Origin of the sequence: Treponema rectale, assembly GCF_014202035.1 — a bacterium.
In the GTDB taxonomy this organism is placed as follows: Bacteria; Spirochaetota; Spirochaetia; order Treponematales; family Treponemataceae; genus Treponema_D; species Treponema_D rectale.
The window spans coordinates 272976-289743 of sequence record NZ_JACHFR010000002.1 but is presented as its reverse complement, the minus strand read 5'-3'; the positions used below and the strand labels follow the sequence as shown (position 1 = coordinate 289743).

Sequence of the window (16768 nt, the reverse complement as noted above, 5' to 3'; positions counted from 1 at the left end):
TTAAAAAGAGGTTGCTATGATAGAAATAAAAAAACTGCCACTTTTAAAATTTGCTGTTGCAGGAGTACTGTTTATTACATTAACCTCCTGTTCTTCTGAAGTGAAATCTGATAATGAAGAAAAGCCGTATAGTTATCTTACCGGTGAATATGAAACATCATACGGAAAACTAGTTATAACTTCAGATGAAAATTATCTTCTTACAGAAGATGGTGATTGTTTAAGTACATATGTGGATTATCATAATGATGGAACTGCAGATATTTCTATACCTGCGTTAGTTTCTGATGCCGTATCAAAAACTGTAAGTGTAATTCCATATCATAAAGTGTCTAAAGATAGTTCAGGAAAAACTTATTATTGTGGAGTTGAGGTAAATGTGAAAGGAGATGAAGAAGTCGGGTTAAAGTATACTACAAATACTGTAACAGATATAAACAGCTTACCTTCATATAATCTCGTATGTAATGAAGTTCGTGATGTAATTAAAATTTTTATTGATAAAAATAAAAACGAAGTAAAACCATATAAGGTGATAAGGTATCTTCCAGATATTATTTTAGAGATTGATGATTATCCGGAAATAGTTCGTCCGGAAGGAAGTAAAACCGGGCAGCTCAAGTTTTCATATATTGATAAATATTTCCAGACAGATGATTCTGGAAATGTGGAAATTAAAATCAAAGAATATACCTGGACAATAGACAGTCCGTTTACTAAGGAATGGTTGTAAATTAATTTGGTAAGAGGCAAACATTTCTATCACTCAGAGCATTCATGCAGCGGATGTCGTGAGTGATGGAAATCATAGTGTTTTCCTGTTCACGATGAATTGTGTTAAGAATCATCATCATGTTCTGTAAAGTTTTATAATCCTGTCCTACTGTCGGTTCATCAAGTAAAAGAAGTTTTGGTTTTTGAGCGAGAATGGCGCAGACTGTAACACGGCGTTTCTGACCTTCAGAGAGTGAATGTGGGTGCCGGCTGAACAGTGGTTCCAGTTCAAACTGTTTTGCAAGCGTGAGTGCATATTCTTTATCATCTGCACCAAAAAGAATTTCATCTTTAACGTTTGACATGAACAGCTGATAATTAGGATTCTGATAAACAACACCACAGGTTTTAAACCATTTTTTATCAGACCGTTTTCCCAATTGTGCATCAAGAAACTGTGTAACCGTTCCGGAATCTGCTTTCTGAAGTTTTGCAATTATACTCATAAGTGTAGATTTTCCGCAGCCGTTTTCTCCTTTAAGTAAAAGCCGTTCAGTTTTTTTTATATCAAGATTTAAATCAGAAAGAATTGTTCTTGTTCCAAAGGATTTTTTTAGATTTCGTATTTCCAGTGCATTAGTTGAACTGGTAATATTGTTTTCTTTTTTATCTTCAATAATGTCTGTCTGATTTTTTAAGAAAGATTCTTTGTCAGAAATTTTTTCTACAGTTTTATTTTTTAACTGCCAGATAACATCTACAAAGGGAAGAACAACATCGAGTCTGTGCTCAACAAGAAGAACTGCTTTTCCGATAGAGGCAAGCTGCCGTAAAAGCTTAAGAAGAATGTCAGCTCCCTGTGCATCAAGGTTTGCCAGAGGTTCATCAAAAATAAGAATGTCACCTTTCATTGCCAGAGTTGAAGCGGTAACAAGACGCTGTTTCTGTCCTCCCGATAAACTCCGGGTTTTCCAGTTTTTGTTTATCTGCATCAGACGGCAGGAGTTTTCAATTTCATCATGAATAACAGAAGGATCAAATCCAAAGTTTTCACAGCCGAATGCAATTTCATCTTCAACAATGGAATGAATTATTTGAGATTCAGCATTTTGTAAAACATTTCCAACTTTGCGGGAAATCTGACTCATGGTTTTTAAAGATGAATCTTCTCCATCGATAAAAATTCTTCCTTCAAATTCACCTGGGATTACTCGGGGAATTATTCCGTTTATTAATGAAAGCAAAGTGGATTTTCCGCAGCCTGATAATCCAGACAGCAGTGTAACTTCTCCAAAGTTAATTTCCATTTCGAGATTCTGTAAAATATATTCATCAGAAAAACTATATTTGAATTTTTTACATGATATTTGAACGGCAGGTTTCATTTTTTCTCCAGAATAAAAAGAACAGTGCAGACTATAAAAATAGAAAAGAAAAAAATCGTAAAAATAGTATCCTTCATTGTGAAGTTTATTTTTTTATAGCAGGAAAGTTTTCATTGCACCCCGTATCTGATTTATTTCTTTTGCCAGAACGGGAATGAATGAAAGGGTAATGAGCATTCCCAGTGTAATAAGCCGCGGGCATTTCAACTGTGTCAGATTTCTTACAAGAAGAACCGGCTCCAGAGCAAGACCTGGAATTACAGCCAGTGCTACTCCTCCAAAGCGGACTGCCATCTGAACTGCAAATGCTGCATCTCTTCCGCTGGAAAAATAAAATATTACAGAAAATATTCCTGTATAAATGATTATGAAAGGCAGCATAAAAAAACAGGTTTTACCGTAGCCGGATATTGTGAGGAGCAGGAATACAGAAAGTAAGAAAAAAATTCCCCAGATACTTTTTGCAAAAATCAGAGAACCTGAAAAAATTAAGACAGAACATAGAATGCTTAAGACCGGGTATACAGGTTTTTTTACGTGAAAATTATCTGTCATTGTTTTAAGACACCGGCTTTTAAAAGTTCTTTAGATATTTTTATTCCCAGTGCTGAACCGAGGGCTGCAACTGCAAATGCTCCGGCTATAAATACAATGGAGAGGATTTTGAATCCGCCTGAAAAAAATAAGTCCCACATCTGTTTAGAAAAAAGTCTGTAATATAAAAGATTGAAGGGCATTGTTCCCGGAATTATTAACATGCTTGCAAAAAAAACAGGTTTAATTGAAGTTTTATAATTCCGGAAAATAAGAATTACCAGAACTTCCAAAATTATTCCTGTAAGCACGCTGGACACGAACATTACCGGCGCCATAAAAAGTTCAAACAAACCTGTAAAAAGAGCAAATATAAAAAGCGTACCGATTTTACGAACTTTCATAATTGCAATGGCAGAAAAAAAAGCAAACTGAAAAGCAGTAACAAGTTGAGCAAGCCCGTAAATGTAAATATGTGCAACAATAGCCATGACCGCAGCCGTACATAAAGCTACTGCAGAAATTAAAGCCAGAAAAACAATATCTTTTACTTTGAAAGAATCAAAAACAGAGTCAGACAATTAACCACCTCTAACTTATATTAGTTATTGCTAACGATTGTACAAATTTTATGAGTTTTTGCAAGAAAAATTGAGTATCTAATTTTTTACATTTCACAGGGCTGTCCAATAAGTATGAGTCATTGCCGTGCTCGACACGGCAATCTCTTGTATTGAGGGGGTAGTACAAACCCTCAAAACGACGAAGTCAAGGCTTTAAGCGTTAGCGTGCCTTGACTCGACGTATTGTAATTAAATAGATTTTCGGGTCGGAGCCCGAAAATGACATTTTTTGAACTTATTGGTCATCCCCTTTTTACTTGTAAATCCAGTCTAAATATGGTAATATAAAAAGACTGGAGGTTTTTATGATTCCAAACATTCAAGAATGTATTAAGCCGATTTCTTATATTAAGACAAATGCCGCAGATATGATGAAGTTCGTAAATGATAGAAAAGAACCGCTTGTCATTACACAAAACGGTGAATCACGGGCTGTTTTAATCGATGTTGAGTCGTATCAGGAAATGAAAGATGCGTTCAATTTGTTGAAAATTATTCAATTCTCCGAAATGGATGTACGGGCTGGAAGAACAAAACCTGCAAAGGAAGTTTTTTCAAATTTAAGAAGGAAGTATAATCTTGGAAGATGAAGAAATTGAAGAAATTATAGTTTCAGAATTTGCTGAAGCAGATTTGGATGAAATTGCCGCTTATCATTATTCTCGAAATCCAAATTACGTTGAAAGAATAATTTCTGAATTTGAAGAAAATATAGAGTCTCTCCAGAAACATCCTAAAAGTGGAAGAACTGTTCCAGAATTGGAACGTCAGGGAATAACAAAATATAGAGAATTGATTCAAGAATACTATAGAATTGTTTATGAAATCTCAGGAAATAAAGTAATAGTTCACACAATAGTTGACGGCAGAAGAAATTTTGAAGAAATAATAATTTCAAAATTATCTCGATATTATGGTAACAAAACCTAACAAGAAGTTCAAAGCTGACACTATTGCAAAAAATGTCATAGTGGATTATCATTAAACAATTCAATTATCCTAAGTATATATGGAGAAAACTATGGCAGTAATCAAACCTATGATTCGCAGTAACATCTGTATCAATGCTCACCCGATCGGATGTGCCAAAGAAACAGTAAATCAGATTAATTATGTAAAATCACAGAAAGCTAAACGCGGAACAAAGACACTTGCAGAAGGCGGTAAAGGACCAAAAACAGTTCTTGTTGTAGGTTGTTCTACAGGTTATGGACTTGCAAGCCGCATTTCAGCTGCATTTGAATATGGAGCAGATACAATAGGTGTAAGTTTTGAAAAAGAAGCTACACAGACAAAAGGTGGAACTCCTGGCTGGTACAATAATCTTACATTTGATCGTGAAGCAAAAGCTGCCGGACTTAAGACTGCAACTTTCAATGCAGACGCATTTGCTGACGAAACACGTGCAACAATTATCAATCAGATAAAAGAATGGAATACAAAAGTAGACCTTATCATTTATTCACTTGCAAGCCCTGTTCGCATTGACCCTGATACAAAAGTTCTTTACAAGTCAGTAATCAAACCTATCGGTCAGGTTTATTCAGGTGCTTCACTTGATATGATGACAGGAAAAATTACACAGGCTTCTACACAGCCGGCAGAAGGGGATGAAATTCCTAACACTGTAAAGGTAATGGGTGGAGAAGACTGGGAACGCTGGATCAAACAGCTTAAAGAAGCTGGTGTTCTTGCAGACGGATGCCGTACAATTGCTTATTCTTACATTGGACCTTCTTTGAGCCATGCAATTTACCGCGACGGAACAATCGGTGAAGCTAAAAAAGATCTTGAAAAACGTGCTCATAATATTGATGCAAGCCTTAAAGAAATCGGCGGTGCAGCTTATGTTTCTGTAAATAAGGGACTTATCACCCGTTCAAGTTCTGTTATCCCTATCATTACTCAGTATCTTGGAGTTCTCTTCAAGGTAATGAAGGCAAAGGGAACACACGAAGGTTGTATCGAACAGATGGAGCGTCTTTTTGCAGAACGTCTTTATACAGGCGCAGATAATTCACCTGCAAAGGTTCCTGTTGATTCAGAAAACCGTATCCGTATGGATGACTGGGAACTTGCTGCTGATGTTCAGGCAGAAATTGACAGAATCATGCCTACAGTTACAGAAGAAAATCTTGAACAGACAGTTGATATTGCAGGAATCCGTCATGACTTCCTTGCAATCAACGGTTTTGATGTTGAAGGTGTAGATTATTCTGCTGATGTAGCAGATATGTCAAAAATTGACTGAAAGTTTATATAGTTAAATTTATATAAATGCTTTACGGGGCTGTCCAATAAGTTTACATCCTAGTGTCATTCCGAACTTGTTTCGGAATCTATAGAACTAGATGTGGTGTAGATGCTGAAACACACATTCGTAGCAGGTGCGTGCGAATGTGGCGTAGCGTTCAGCATGACAATACTTTTTGGACAGTCCCTTTGTTTTTATCTGCCGGCCTTTATTGAAACTCATAATTATTATCAATATAATTTGAGAATGTACCGCATATACGTAGAAAGAAAGGACGGATTTCAGAACGAGGCAAATCGTATTTACTCTGAAATCACAGGTTTTTTGGGCATATCTGGTGTTACAGGTGTGCGTTACTTTAATCGTTATGACATTGAAAATGTTGCTGACGAAGTTGCAAAAGCTGCGGCTGTTCGTATCTTTTCTGAACCTCAGAGTGATACAGTAACTTTTGAAAAGCTTGAGGTTCCGTCTGGTGTGACTGAGATTATCTGGGAATATCTTCCAGGTCAGTATGATCAGCGTGCCGACAGTGCTGCCCAGTGTCTTTCTCTTCTGCGTGAAGGCATGAAGAATTCTACGAAGGTCGGAACAGAACCGCCTCGTGTTCATTGTGCTAAGATTGTCTTCCTTGAGGGAGCGGTGTCTGCTTCTGATGTTGAGAAGATTCAGCACTATCTTATAAATCCAGTTGATTCACGACTGACTGATGATGTTAAGCCTGAAACACTTGAAATGAAAGCCGAAGTTCCGGCAGACATTCCGACTGTTGCAGGCTTTGTTTCTTTAAATGACGCAGACCTTGAATCTTACAGAAAGGAACTTGGTCTTGCCATGGATTTTGCAGACATAAAATTCCTTCAGGATTATTTCAAATCTATTAACAGGGATCCTACAATTACAGAGATTCGTGTTCTTGATACATACTGGTCTGATCACTGCCGCCATACAACATTCCTTACTCAGCTTGATGAAGTAAAGGTAGAAAATGGTCCGTATCAGGATCTGTTCCTTCGTTCCCTTCAGAATTACAATATTCTCAGGACAGACCTTTATAAAGACAGGACAGATAAACCTGTTACCCTGATGGATATGGCATGTATCGGAGCAAAGTTCCTTCGTGCACACGGAAAGCTTGATGATCTTGAAGTAAGTGCAGAAATAAATGCCTGTTCCGTTTATATTGATGTTCATGTTACAGAAAATTCTTCTGAAGAAAAGGTTGAACGCTGGCTTCTTCAGTTTAAGAATGAAACTCATAATCATCCTACAGAAATTGAACCTTTTGGTGGTGCAGCAACTTGTATCGGTGGAGCAATCCGTGATCCTTTAAGCGGACGTTCCTGGGTTTATCAGGCACTTCGCGTAACAGGGGCAGGAGATCCGACAGTTCCTGTAAATGAAACTCTTAAAGGTAAGCTGCCTCAGATGAAACTTACCCGTGAAGCAGCTCAGGGATTCTCTTCTTACGGAAATCAGATTGGTCTTACAACAGGACAGGTTGCAGAAATTTATCATCCGGGCTTCCTTGCAAAGCGCATGGAACTTGGTGCTGTAATTGCAGCTGCTCCGGCAGATCAGGTTATGAGGGAAGAGCCGGAAGCTGGTGATGTAGTAATCCTTCTTGGTGGTGGAACTGGCCGTGACGGTATTGGCGGTGCAACAGGTTCTTCAAAAGTACATGATGTAAAATCAGTAACAACTGCTGCTGCTGAAGTTCAGAAAGGTAATGCAGTTGAAGAGCGCAAGATTCAGAGACTGTTCCGCAATAAAGATGTATGCCGCATGATCCGCCGTTCAAATGACTTTGGAGCAGGTGGAGTTTCCGTTGCTGTTGGTGAACTTGCACCGGGACTTGATATTAATCTTGATAATGTTCCAAAAAAATATGAAGGTCTTGACGGTACTGAACTTGCAATATCAGAAAGTCAGGAACGTATGGCTGTCGTAGTCCGCAAGGGTGACGTAGAAAAGTTCATTAAGTTCTGTAATGATGAAAACTTAAATGCCGTAGTAGTTGCAGAAGTTACTGATACAGACAAGCTTGTAATGAAATGGCGTGGAAAGACAATTGTTGAGCTTGACCGTTCATTCCTTGATGCAGCAGGTGCTCCTCATCATGCCGTTGCTTCCATTGAATCTCCAGATGTTCAGGAAAAATCTCCGTTGACAAATCCACTGGACAGTGTAAAGAAGATTCTTGATGATGATAAAGATTCTCCTGATTTAAAGGCAGCATGGCTTGCTGATATGAATGATCTTGCCTGCTGTTCTCAGCGCGGTCTGTGTGAACGCTTTGACGGTTCAATCGGTTCATCATCAGTATTGTTCCCGTTTGGCGGAAAGTATCAGGGTACTCCGGAAGCAGGTATGGCAGCAAAGATTCCTGTTGTATCTCCAAAAGAAACTTCTACGGTCAGCCTTATGACTTACGGTTATGATCCTCGTGTTGCACAGTGGTCTCCGTGGCATGGTGCTCAGACAGCAGTTCTTTCTTCTCTTGCAAAGATTGCCTGTCTTGGTGGAAAGCCGGAATGTTCACGTCTTACTTTCCAGGAATTTTTCGGTCGTGCAGTTAGTGAAAAAACCTGGGGATATCCTGCAGCAGCATTACTTGGTTCAATAGATGCACAGATTGCTATGGGAACAGGTTCCATCGGCGGTAAAGATTCAATGTCTGGAACTTTTGAAAATCTTAATGTTCCGCATACTCTTGTTTCCTTTGCAGTTGATACAGATGATGTAAAGAATATAACCAGCGGTTCTTTTAAGAAGGCTGGTTCTTCAGTTTATCTTGTTACAGTTCCATATACAAAACAACTTGCTCCGGAATGGGAAGTATTCAAAAAGAATGCAGCTGTTCTTTATAAACTGAATTCTGATAAAAAGATAAGTGCAATGTATCCGGTTCAGGCAGGCGGTATTGCAGAAGCCGTTACAAAGATGGCATTAGGAAACAGAATCGGTGTTGAACTTGATGAAATTCCTTTAAGTGCAACCTGTACGGGAATAGAAAAATCTGCCGGTGCAGAAGATCTGTTTACTCCACTTTATGGTTCGATAATTGTAGAAACAACAACAGCTTTTGAAAACGAAGCTTTTGAAACAGGAACAGTATTCAAGATTGGTTCTACTATTGATTCTGCAAAGATTGTAATCGAAGATGTAGAAATTTCTCTTGATGAAATTAATGGTGTCTGGGAAGAAAAACTCAGTAAGGTATTCCCTCCTGTTTCCGGGGCAAAACCACAGCCGTCACTTCCTGGCTTTGCAAAGAAGATACATAAGTCTCTGAAGAAAGAACGTAAGTCATTTACACCGATTGTTTCTTCTGCAAGACCAAAAGTTATTATTCCGGCATTCCCTGGAACAAACTGTGAATACGATATGGCCCGTGCATTCAATCTTAATGGGGCTGAGACAAAAATACTTGTCTTCAAAAACCGTACACCGGAAGATCTGACAGAAAGCCTCAATGCCTTTAAGAAAGAAATTGATGATTCACAGATTATTGCATTCCCTGGTGGATTCAGTGTTGGTGATGAACCTGATGGTTCAGGAAAGTTTATTGCCAACGTTATCCGTGAAGGACGTATTGCAGACAGCATCATGAATCTTCTTAAGAATCGTGACGGTCTTGTTCTTGGTATCTGTAACGGTTTCCAGGCTCTTATAAAGACAGGTCTTGTTCCTTATGGAGAAATCCGTGAACCTTCAGAAGACATGCCGACTCTTACGTTTAACAAAATCGGCCGTCACATCAGCCGCATAGTTCGTACGAGAGTTGTAAGTGCCGCAACCCCATGGGCTATGGATGAAAGTGTTCTTGATGAAAGAAATCATCTTATTCCGATAAGTCACGGAGAAGGCCGTATCGTAATCGATGCAGCTTTTGCAAAGAAACTGTTTAAGAACGGACAGGTTTTCTCTCAGTATGTAGACGAAAACGGTAAGCCGTCAATTTATGAACCGGATAATCCTAACGGAAGTTATTTTGCAATAGAAGGTCTTGTAAGTCCTGACGGTCATGTTCTTGGAAAGATGGGTCATAATGAACGTACAATGGGACTTTGCTCAGACGGTTCAAGTAATGACATTATTAAGAACGTTACCTGGGACGGAGCAAACGAAACTTCATGCGAAAATATTTTCCGTGCAGGCGTACGTTACTTTAAATAATTTTTTATGTTATAAATAAGGGAGGCTCCGCTTTATGATTCCTGTCTATGAGAATCTTAAGGCGGACTCCCTTTTTTATCGTCAAAATTATTTGTTAGGAATTAAAATGAAATTAAAGAAAATTTTTAAACTTATAAGTGCAGCAGTAATTCTTTTGAGTGCTGCCGGCTGTTCAAAAAAACAGAAAGTCCCGGAACTTGTATGGCAGACAGATTTTGAAGCTGCAAAAAAGATTGCTGCAGAAAATAATAAAGGCATTATGTTTTTATTTACAGGTTCAGACTGGGACCGTTACAGCAATAAGTTTAAAAAGAATGTTGTTGAATCAGAACAGTTTCTTATAAAATATGCAGATGATTTTGTATTCCTGAATTTTGATTTTGCAGAAAGGGAATTTAATGCGGCATATCTTCCAAAAAATGATTCTCAGGAAGAAGCAGACCGTATAGAAAAAGCACAGAAAGATTTTGCAGAAAGAGATTATATTGCCCGTGATATTTATAGCGTAAACCAGTATCCGACAGTTCTTTTTTTAAGTCAGGAAGGCTGGTATTTTGATTCTGTTATTTACACGGATGAAACTTCTACGTTTACAGGTTTTGAAAAAGCCTGTCATTCAGCTCAGATAGAAAAGCTTTCTTCTCTTGCAGAAAAAGTCCGTAAGTCTTCAGGAATAGAAAAGGCAGAAGCAATTAATGAACTTTATGAAGCGACACCGGCAATATATCTTGCTCCGTTGCGGGATCTTATAGCTTCATATCCTGAATATGATCCGGAAAACAAAACAGGTAATCTCGGTAAGTTTGAACAGGCAAAGGCATATTTTGATGCTTATGATGAACTTGTTCACGGAAGGGATGCTGCTGCTGTTTATGTAACAGTTGCAGAAAATAAAGACAATCATCTTTCTGAAGCAGAACGTCAGAATATGTATTTTATGGCAGCTCTTGTAGAACTTCAGGAAGGAAAAGATACAGGAAGTTATGATTACGGCGCAATAGTTGATTATCTTCAGAAAGCATATGACTGTGATCCGAATAATGAGATTGGACCAGATATTCTTTATCAGCTTGAAAAAGCAAGACAGCAGTATAAAGCTCAAACAAAATAGATGATACTTGTTTTTGTTGCAATTGGTTTAATTCTTCTCTCGATGATTTTTTCTGCAACAGAAAGTGCTTTTCTTGCAGCAAATAAACTTCGCATCCGTTTTTTACGGGATCAGAAAAATAAAGCGGCTGTCAGAGTGTGGAAGCTTCTCAGTGATAAAGAGAGGCTTATAAACACTCTGCTGGTTGCTAACGATATAGTTAATATTTCCCTGTCATCAATTCTTGCATATATTTCGATAAAGCTTTTCGGCAGTGCCGGTGTGGGAATTGCGACTTTTATATCTACGCTTATTCTTTTAGTGTTCGGAGAGATTTCTCCAAAAACTTTTGCAACTCATCATCCGGAACCGATTGCTTTTTTTTTCAGCGGATTTGTCGTTTTTCTTGAAATAATTCTGTATCCTTTTGTTTCTGTTTTTTCTGCTTTTTCAAGATTTATTCTAAAGATTTTTAAAGTTCAGACTAACGAAAAGAAAGTTTCGTTTACGGAAGATGAGATAAAAACATTTATTGATGTCAGCGGTGAACATGGTGTGCTTGAAAAAAGCGAAAAGACCATGATGCATAAGGTTTTTAAATTTAGTGACCTTGAAGCTAAAGACATTATGATTCCCCGAAAAGAAATAAAGGCTATTTCTGTTAATGAAAATTATAAAAATGTTGTTGAGTTTTCAGAAAGGTTCAGACTTTCCAGATTTCCGGTTTATAAAAAAGATATAGATGATATCGTAGGAATTCTTTACGTCAAAGATTTGCTTTTTTATAAAAACTGTGTAGAGGAATTTTCTGTTGAAAAGGTCATGCGTCCGCCCCTTTTTATTCTTGAGACAAAAAAAATGTCTTCAATTCAGCAGATGCTTACGGAAAATCATCAGAGTATGGCAGTTGTTATAGATGAATATTCCGGAACAAATGGAGTTCTTACAACAGAAGATATTGCCCGCGAAATATTCGGTCCAATTGCAGATGAATATAAACCTTATGCAAAAAGAGTTGATGTTGTAATTAACAATAAAAAAAATACGGAAGTAAACGGACTGTCCCGGCTTACGGATATTAATGAACAGCTGAACATAAAGCTTTATTCAAAAAACTGTGAGACAATCGGAGGTTATATTTCTGAAGTTCTCGGACATATACCTGAAGAAGGAGAAGGCATCACAAAAGAAAATTACAGGTTTACGGTTACAAAGATGGATGACAAGCGGGTCTCTGCAGTTTTAATAAGGAGTTTGGGAGCAGAAAATGAATGATGTACTTATGATAGTCTGTCCTGTACTTGCAGAAATCCTTCTTCTCTTTTGCGGCGCATTTTTTGCTTCGACAGAAACTGCCTATACTGCCATTTCAAGAATTACAGTAAGGCAGATGATTAAGGATAATGAAAAACATGCAAAGCGCGTTCAGGTTTTAAAAAATAATCTTGACCGTTTGATTTCTACAGTTCTTATAGGAACAAATTTTGTAACGGCTCTGGCTTCTTCTCTGGCAACGGCTTTTACTTTAAAAGTTGCGGGAGCAGCTTATGTTTCTTATGGAACGGCTGTGATAAGTATTTTTATAATTATTTTTACAGAGGTTCTTCCAAAAACTTATGCGGCTGTAAAAACTAAAGAGACTGCACAGATGAGTGCTGTTCCGGTTTCTGTAATTCAGGTTCTGATTTTTCCGATAGTATGGATTTTTTCTCAGCTTACAAAATTTATTGAACTTACAGAAAAAATCTTTATTAAGAAAAAGCGTCCGATTATTACTGAGGAGGAATTTAAAACACTTCTCGAACTTGGAGAAAATGAAGGTACTCTTGAAACGGATCAGAAGAGAATGCTTGACCGTATTTTTGAATTTTCAGATCTTACGGTTCACGGAATCATGAAGCACCGTTCTCTGATAAAATACGTTAACATAGAAAATACTCTTGAAGAAGTAATTAAAGTTTTTGCTGACTCAGGATATTCCCGCATCCCGGTTTATGAAGGAACGCCTGAAAATATTGTAGGTGTGCTTCATTATAAAGCTGTTCTTTTTGCAGATGAATTCATTACGAAAAGTAAGGATTTTATTAAAATCTGCATGCGCCCGGTTCTGTTTGTTCCTGAAACCTTTTCTGCAGAAGATTTGCTTAAAACCTTTAAGCGCGAGCATAACAATTTTGCTGTAGCTGTTGATGAGTATGGCAGTATGGCAGGAATCGTTACGATGGACGATATACTTAGGGAAGTTTTTGGACGTATGACGGATGAATACGGCAGTTCAGAACTTTCTCCTGAAAGTAGAGTTACTGTAATCAGCTCTACGGAATTTCTTGTTCCCGGTGATCTTAAAATTGATGATGTAAATGAAGTTTTAAATCTTAATCTGGACAGTTCTTACTTTGATACCTTAGGCGGATGGCTGCTGGAGCGTTTTGGTGAATTACCTAGCATAGGCGCTGTGTATAAAAAAGACGGCGTGCTTTATATGGTAGAAGACCAGAGTGCACGCCGCATTCAAAGTGTTAGAATTAAATTTATCGGAAACTATTTTGCAGTACCGATGAACTGACCGCATTTTACGCGGTATTCTTTATCACCGGCAGTTGCAGCTTTTACTTCCTCAAGCAGTTCAACTTTATCTTTCTGAATTAAAAGAACAATTGTTGAACCGTGAAGGTCAAAGTATCCTTTTTCAGAACCTTTCTTAAAGTCTGCATTTGAATCATGATTTATAATTCCGCCAACGCTGAAGGCTCCTACTTCTATCTGTGCAATATCACCAAAATTTCTGGTGTGAAGTACAGCCCAGGAACGTCTGTTTTTTGTAAACACCCGGAACTTTTCAAGAGGCAGCGGCTGTACGCTGTAGAGTTTTCCGGGAATAAAATGATTGTCATCAATATGACCGTCATCAATGTAGCAGTAGCGGTGATAATCTGTAGCGCAGAGTCTGAAAACAAGACAAAGTCCGCCGTCGAATTTTTTTTCAAGTTCAGAATTCTGCAGAAAATCACTGATTGAATAATCGGCACCTTTTATAAAAAAAGTACTGTCCGGTTTTATATCGTATACACTGAGCAGACTGTCACTTGGACTGATAAAGTGGGACGGTTCGCTGTCAAAAGTAATTTCTTTTTTTCGAGTAAAGAAGTCGTTGAAGGTTTTGAATTTTACATCAGGCCAGGCATCCATGTTAATGCCGTTTTTAGCAATAAATTTCTTGATGTAAAATCTTGAAAGCGGACTTCTTAAAAAAGCCCCCAGCAATTTTGGAATGCGTATTGCCAGTGCAAATTCAAGAAGCATTCTTCCGAATTTAGTTCCGTATAAAAATTCAACAGATTTATCGTTTGCTGCCATACTTAGTTTTCCACTTCAGCTTCAGTTACTGGGATCTGTTCTAAAACTGTTTCGTCAACAGTTTCCGGATGAACTTTTGAGTCCCAGATTAAGCTTTGCTGTGGAGCAGAAGGATTATTATGATCAGTTTTTGATTCACGGATGTATGCTTTGCCGCAGAGAAGAAGTACAAGTTCCATGAGTCCTATGATGATCATGATTATTTTACCGATGAAAAGCGGCTTTATAAGCTTAAACGGTGTAATGAATGCAAGTCCCATTACGGCAAGAAGGAAGGCACATGGAACAACAGGTGGTTCTGATGAACCGGAAAAATAACTTACGATAAATACGAATGGAAGAATAAGAGCAATGCTTGTTACAGGAAGACCGCGGTATTCATGGCGGCATTCATCTGTCTGAGTCTGGCGTTCCATTTCTTCAACATTAAAGTAAGAAAGACGGATAAGGGCACATAAAAGATATGCAGCACAGATGCAGATTACAACGTATTTTCCGCTTGGATGTGCTGATTTAAATTCAGAAAGGGTTGCAAGCTTATAAACAATCAGAGAAGGGAAAACTCCGTAACTGATGATGTCTGCCATGGAATCAATCTGAATGCCGAATAATTTCTCACTTGGAGTTCTGTCTTTTTTTGTTGAAGCAACTTTGCCGTCAAACATATCCATAACGGCGGAAACCATAAGACAAAGAAGAGCAAGAATAAAGCTTCTGTCCATTTCAGAAAAAACAAAATGTATTCCTGCAAAAGAAAAAAGCATTCCTAAATAAGTAAGAATAACTGTATAATTGTAAACACCTAACATTTTAAACTCTCTCCGATTACCAATTCTACAATATTGGAAGAAAATATACCACAAGTGAAGCAAGGTTTAATTCAAGCTTCCCTGGTACACTTAAATTCTGTCAATTAGTGAAAATTCAGTCCAAAAATAAGGCTGTAACCGAGAATACTCCAGATTTTAGCAGTAAATATTATCAGAAGGAATCTTCTGTAGGACATTCCTGACGCTCCGGTAAAGTAGCAGAGGAAGTCATCCGGTGCAATAGGTGAACAGATGGCAATCCAGAGGAAAATCGTATAATGCTTTTTATATTTATTCATCCATGTCATGTATTTGTTGATTTTCTTTTCAGAAAACAGCATGTGCATGAATGAAGGTCCGAATCTTTTAGAAATACAGAATGCCAGGATTGAACCGCTGACAATTCCGATATAGTTGCAGATAAATCCTACAAGAGGCCCAAATAAAGCGCCGCCTGCAGCACAGCCGATACCGCCGGCAATAACTACATAAAGAACTTTTACGCACTGGAATATTGTAAGGAAGATTGGTCCGAAAAGTCCGAAACTGTTTATATAATTCTTGAAAGTCTGCCAGTTCTTAAAACTTCCCTGTTTATACTGATAGATTAAGAATCCTGCGACTATTACAAAAGCTATTAAAAACAAAATTGTAAGAGTTAATTTAAAATAACTTTTTTTCTTTGGTGCGGAATCAGTAGAAGTACAATTATTGTGTTCATCAGTGTTATTTACTGATGAATCTTCTAAGCTTGTTTCTGAACTCATAGCAGTACAAATATAACATTTTATATAAATAAAGTCAGTTAGTTTTAATGAAACCTTTAAAAACTAAAATTCTTTATTAATTCACTACACAAGTACAGAAAGCTTGTTGTGGTGGCAGGTATAGTGAATTTCACTGATATTCGTAAAAAATTCTCCATCTGTGTGAATTGTTACTGGAACATCGGACTTTATGCTGAATTTTGCCGTGTTTCTGAAGGTAAAACTCTTGTTTTTTACATGAAGTGACGTTGCCAGCAGCAGGAATTTCTGTAAAAGCAGGAGTTTTTTTACGTTGCTGACGGCACATATTGTAAAATAACCGTCATCAGGAACAGCCATCGGACTCATTTTTATACCGCCGCCTTCTGCCCTGAAATTCATTGCTGCAAGAAAAATCATGTGGTCGAGGCGTAAAGTACTGTTTTCTGGTGTACCGGCATCTTCAAAATGTACTGTTGCACCAAAAGGCTTCATTAAAAAAATGGTCTGCAGGGAAATAGCCAGATAACTGAATTTTCCCATGTGCATTTTATTAAGGGCCTTTTTCAGTTTTGAGGAATCATTTTTTTCACATATAAGGGCGTCAAATCCCATTCCGCTGCTTATTGAAAAGAGCAGGTTCTTTTCTTCTCCGGATTCAGTGGTAAAGCGGGCCTGTCCCAAATCAATAAATTTTTCTTTACCTGAAGCCTGATTGCGGAGAATCTTCTTAAAGGCTCTTTTTGAATTGTGCCGTGGAATTTTAAATTGTCTTGAAAAATCATTTCCGGAGCCGGCGGGAATTATTCCCAAAGAAATTTTAGAGAAATCTGTAATTCCATTTATGACTTCATTAAGAGTGCCGTCTCCGCCTACGACAATAACTTTTACTTTTTCGTTAAGGCTGCATAATTCAGAAGCAATCTTTTTTGCGTGCATTACGTATTCAGAAAAGATAACTTTGTATTCAATATTTGACTTATTAAGAAATTTCTGCAATTTATTCCAGCGTTTAACGGCTTTACCGCTTCCACCGGTTTTATTAACAATAAAATAATACATCACAAAAGTATAACA

At 37.7% G+C, this 16768-nt stretch carries 15 protein-coding genes; 8 read left to right on the top strand and 7 right to left on the bottom strand.

Annotation, left to right across the window (positions count from 1 at the left end; all coding sequences use genetic code 11):
- Window positions 1–16 precede the first annotated feature (16 nt).
- A complete protein-coding gene (locus tag HNP77_RS05935; protein ID WP_184652256.1) occupies window positions 17–733 on the top strand; it encodes a hypothetical protein in 717 nt (238 codons plus the stop codon).
- 1 nt (window position 734) lies between these two features.
- Here HNP77_RS05935 and HNP77_RS05930 read toward each other — a convergent pair whose 3' ends face one another.
- From HNP77_RS05930 to HNP77_RS05920, 3 genes are all read right to left on the bottom strand, one after another.
- Window positions 735–2099, bottom strand: coding sequence for an ABC transporter ATP-binding protein (locus HNP77_RS05930; RefSeq protein ID WP_184652255.1), 1365 nt, complete (start codon window positions 2097–2099; stop codon window positions 735–737).
- A 93-nt stretch (window positions 2100–2192) separates the two neighbouring features.
- Window positions 2193–2654: a CbiQ family ECF transporter T component gene (locus HNP77_RS05925; protein ID WP_184652254.1), complete on the bottom strand. Its 462-nt coding sequence runs from the start codon at window positions 2652–2654 to the stop codon at window positions 2193–2195.
- Window positions 2651–3214: an MptD family putative ECF transporter S component gene (locus HNP77_RS05920; RefSeq protein WP_184652253.1), complete on the bottom strand. Its 564-nt coding sequence runs from the start codon at window positions 3212–3214 to the stop codon at window positions 2651–2653. Before HNP77_RS05920 ends, HNP77_RS05925 begins: the two co-directional genes overlap by 4 nt.
- Before the next feature lie 347 nt (window positions 3215–3561).
- Between HNP77_RS05920 and HNP77_RS05915 the strand changes: the two genes are divergently transcribed.
- The 7 genes from HNP77_RS05915 (at window position 3562) to HNP77_RS05885 (ending at window position 13345) form a co-directional block, all read left to right on the top strand.
- Window positions 3562–3846 carry a type II toxin-antitoxin system Phd/YefM family antitoxin gene (locus HNP77_RS05915; RefSeq protein ID WP_184652252.1) on the top strand — a complete coding sequence of 95 codons (285 nt, stop codon included), beginning with the start codon at window positions 3562–3564 and terminating at the stop codon, window positions 3844–3846.
- Complete coding sequence (locus tag HNP77_RS05910) at window positions 3836–4186, top strand: type II toxin-antitoxin system RelE/ParE family toxin (RefSeq protein WP_184652251.1); 351 nt, start codon at window positions 3836–3838, stop codon at window positions 4184–4186. Before HNP77_RS05915 ends, HNP77_RS05910 begins: the two co-directional genes overlap by 11 nt.
- A gap of 91 nt (window positions 4187–4277) precedes the next feature.
- The gene (fabV, locus tag HNP77_RS05905; protein WP_184652250.1) at window positions 4278–5507 is read left to right on the top strand and encodes an enoyl-ACP reductase FabV; all 1230 of its coding nucleotides are present in this window, start codon (window positions 4278–4280) and stop codon (window positions 5505–5507) included.
- A gap of 249 nt (window positions 5508–5756) precedes the next feature.
- A complete protein-coding gene (locus tag HNP77_RS05900; protein WP_184652249.1) occupies window positions 5757–9689 on the top strand; it encodes a phosphoribosylformylglycinamidine synthase in 3933 nt (1310 codons plus the stop codon).
- Window positions 9690–9795: 106 nt separating this feature from the next.
- Entirely contained in the window at window positions 9796–10800 is a 1005-nt protein-coding gene (locus HNP77_RS05895; protein ID WP_184652248.1) for a thioredoxin family protein, read from the top strand.
- Entirely contained in the window at window positions 10801–12054 is a 1254-nt protein-coding gene (locus HNP77_RS05890) for a hemolysin family protein (RefSeq protein WP_184652247.1), read from the top strand.
- A complete protein-coding gene (locus HNP77_RS05885; protein WP_246428873.1) occupies window positions 12047–13345 on the top strand; it encodes a hemolysin family protein in 1299 nt (432 codons plus the stop codon). Before HNP77_RS05890 ends, HNP77_RS05885 begins: the two co-directional genes overlap by 8 nt.
- Here HNP77_RS05885 and HNP77_RS05880 read toward each other — a convergent pair.
- The 4 genes from HNP77_RS05880 to HNP77_RS05865 form a co-directional block, all read right to left on the bottom strand.
- Window positions 13321–14136 carry a phosphatidylserine decarboxylase gene (locus HNP77_RS05880; protein WP_184652246.1) on the bottom strand — a complete coding sequence of 272 codons (816 nt, stop codon included), beginning with the start codon at window positions 14134–14136 and terminating at the stop codon, window positions 13321–13323. The genes HNP77_RS05885 and HNP77_RS05880 overlap by 25 nt on opposite strands.
- Window positions 14137–14138: 2 nt before the next feature.
- Complete coding sequence (locus HNP77_RS05875) at window positions 14139–14945, bottom strand: CDP-alcohol phosphatidyltransferase family protein (protein WP_184652245.1); 807 nt, start codon at window positions 14943–14945, stop codon at window positions 14139–14141.
- A gap of 104 nt (window positions 14946–15049) precedes the next feature.
- On the bottom strand, window positions 15050–15712 hold the full coding sequence (locus HNP77_RS05870) for a TVP38/TMEM64 family protein (RefSeq protein WP_184652244.1): 663 nt from the start codon (window positions 15710–15712) through the stop codon (window positions 15050–15052).
- Window positions 15713–15796: 84 nt separating this feature from the next.
- On the bottom strand, window positions 15797–16753 hold the full coding sequence (locus HNP77_RS05865) for a diacylglycerol/lipid kinase family protein (protein WP_184652243.1): 957 nt from the start codon (window positions 16751–16753) through the stop codon (window positions 15797–15799).
- Window positions 16754–16768 lie beyond the last annotated feature (15 nt).

Coding starts and splice junctions, on each gene's coding strand:
- HNP77_RS05935 (WP_184652256.1), top strand. CDS start 17: ATGATAGAAATAAAAAAACTGCCACTTTTAAAATTTGCTGTTGCAGGA.
- HNP77_RS05930 (WP_184652255.1), bottom strand. CDS start 2,099: ATGAAACCTGCCGTTCAAATATCATGTAAAAAATTCAAATATAGTTTT.
- HNP77_RS05925 (WP_184652254.1), bottom strand. CDS start 2,654: ATGACAGATAATTTTCACGTAAAAAAACCTGTATACCCGGTCTTAAGC.
- HNP77_RS05915 (WP_184652252.1), top strand. CDS start 3,562: ATGATTCCAAACATTCAAGAATGTATTAAGCCGATTTCTTATATTAAG.
- fabV (WP_184652250.1), top strand. CDS start 4,278: ATGGCAGTAATCAAACCTATGATTCGCAGTAACATCTGTATCAATGCT.
- HNP77_RS05900 (WP_184652249.1), top strand. CDS start 5,757: ATGTACCGCATATACGTAGAAAGAAAGGACGGATTTCAGAACGAGGCA.
- HNP77_RS05895 (WP_184652248.1), top strand. CDS start 9,796: ATGAAATTAAAGAAAATTTTTAAACTTATAAGTGCAGCAGTAATTCTT.
- HNP77_RS05890 (WP_184652247.1), top strand. CDS start 10,801: ATGATACTTGTTTTTGTTGCAATTGGTTTAATTCTTCTCTCGATGATT.
- HNP77_RS05885 (WP_246428873.1), top strand. CDS start 12,047: ATGAATGATGTACTTATGATAGTCTGTCCTGTACTTGCAGAAATCCTT.
- HNP77_RS05880 (WP_184652246.1), bottom strand. CDS start 14,136: ATGGCAGCAAACGATAAATCTGTTGAATTTTTATACGGAACTAAATTC.
- HNP77_RS05875 (WP_184652245.1), bottom strand. CDS start 14,945: ATGTTAGGTGTTTACAATTATACAGTTATTCTTACTTATTTAGGAATG.
- HNP77_RS05870 (WP_184652244.1), bottom strand. CDS start 15,712: ATGAGTTCAGAAACAAGCTTAGAAGATTCATCAGTAAATAACACTGAT.
- HNP77_RS05865 (WP_184652243.1), bottom strand. CDS start 16,753: ATGTATTATTTTATTGTTAATAAAACCGGTGGAAGCGGTAAAGCCGTT.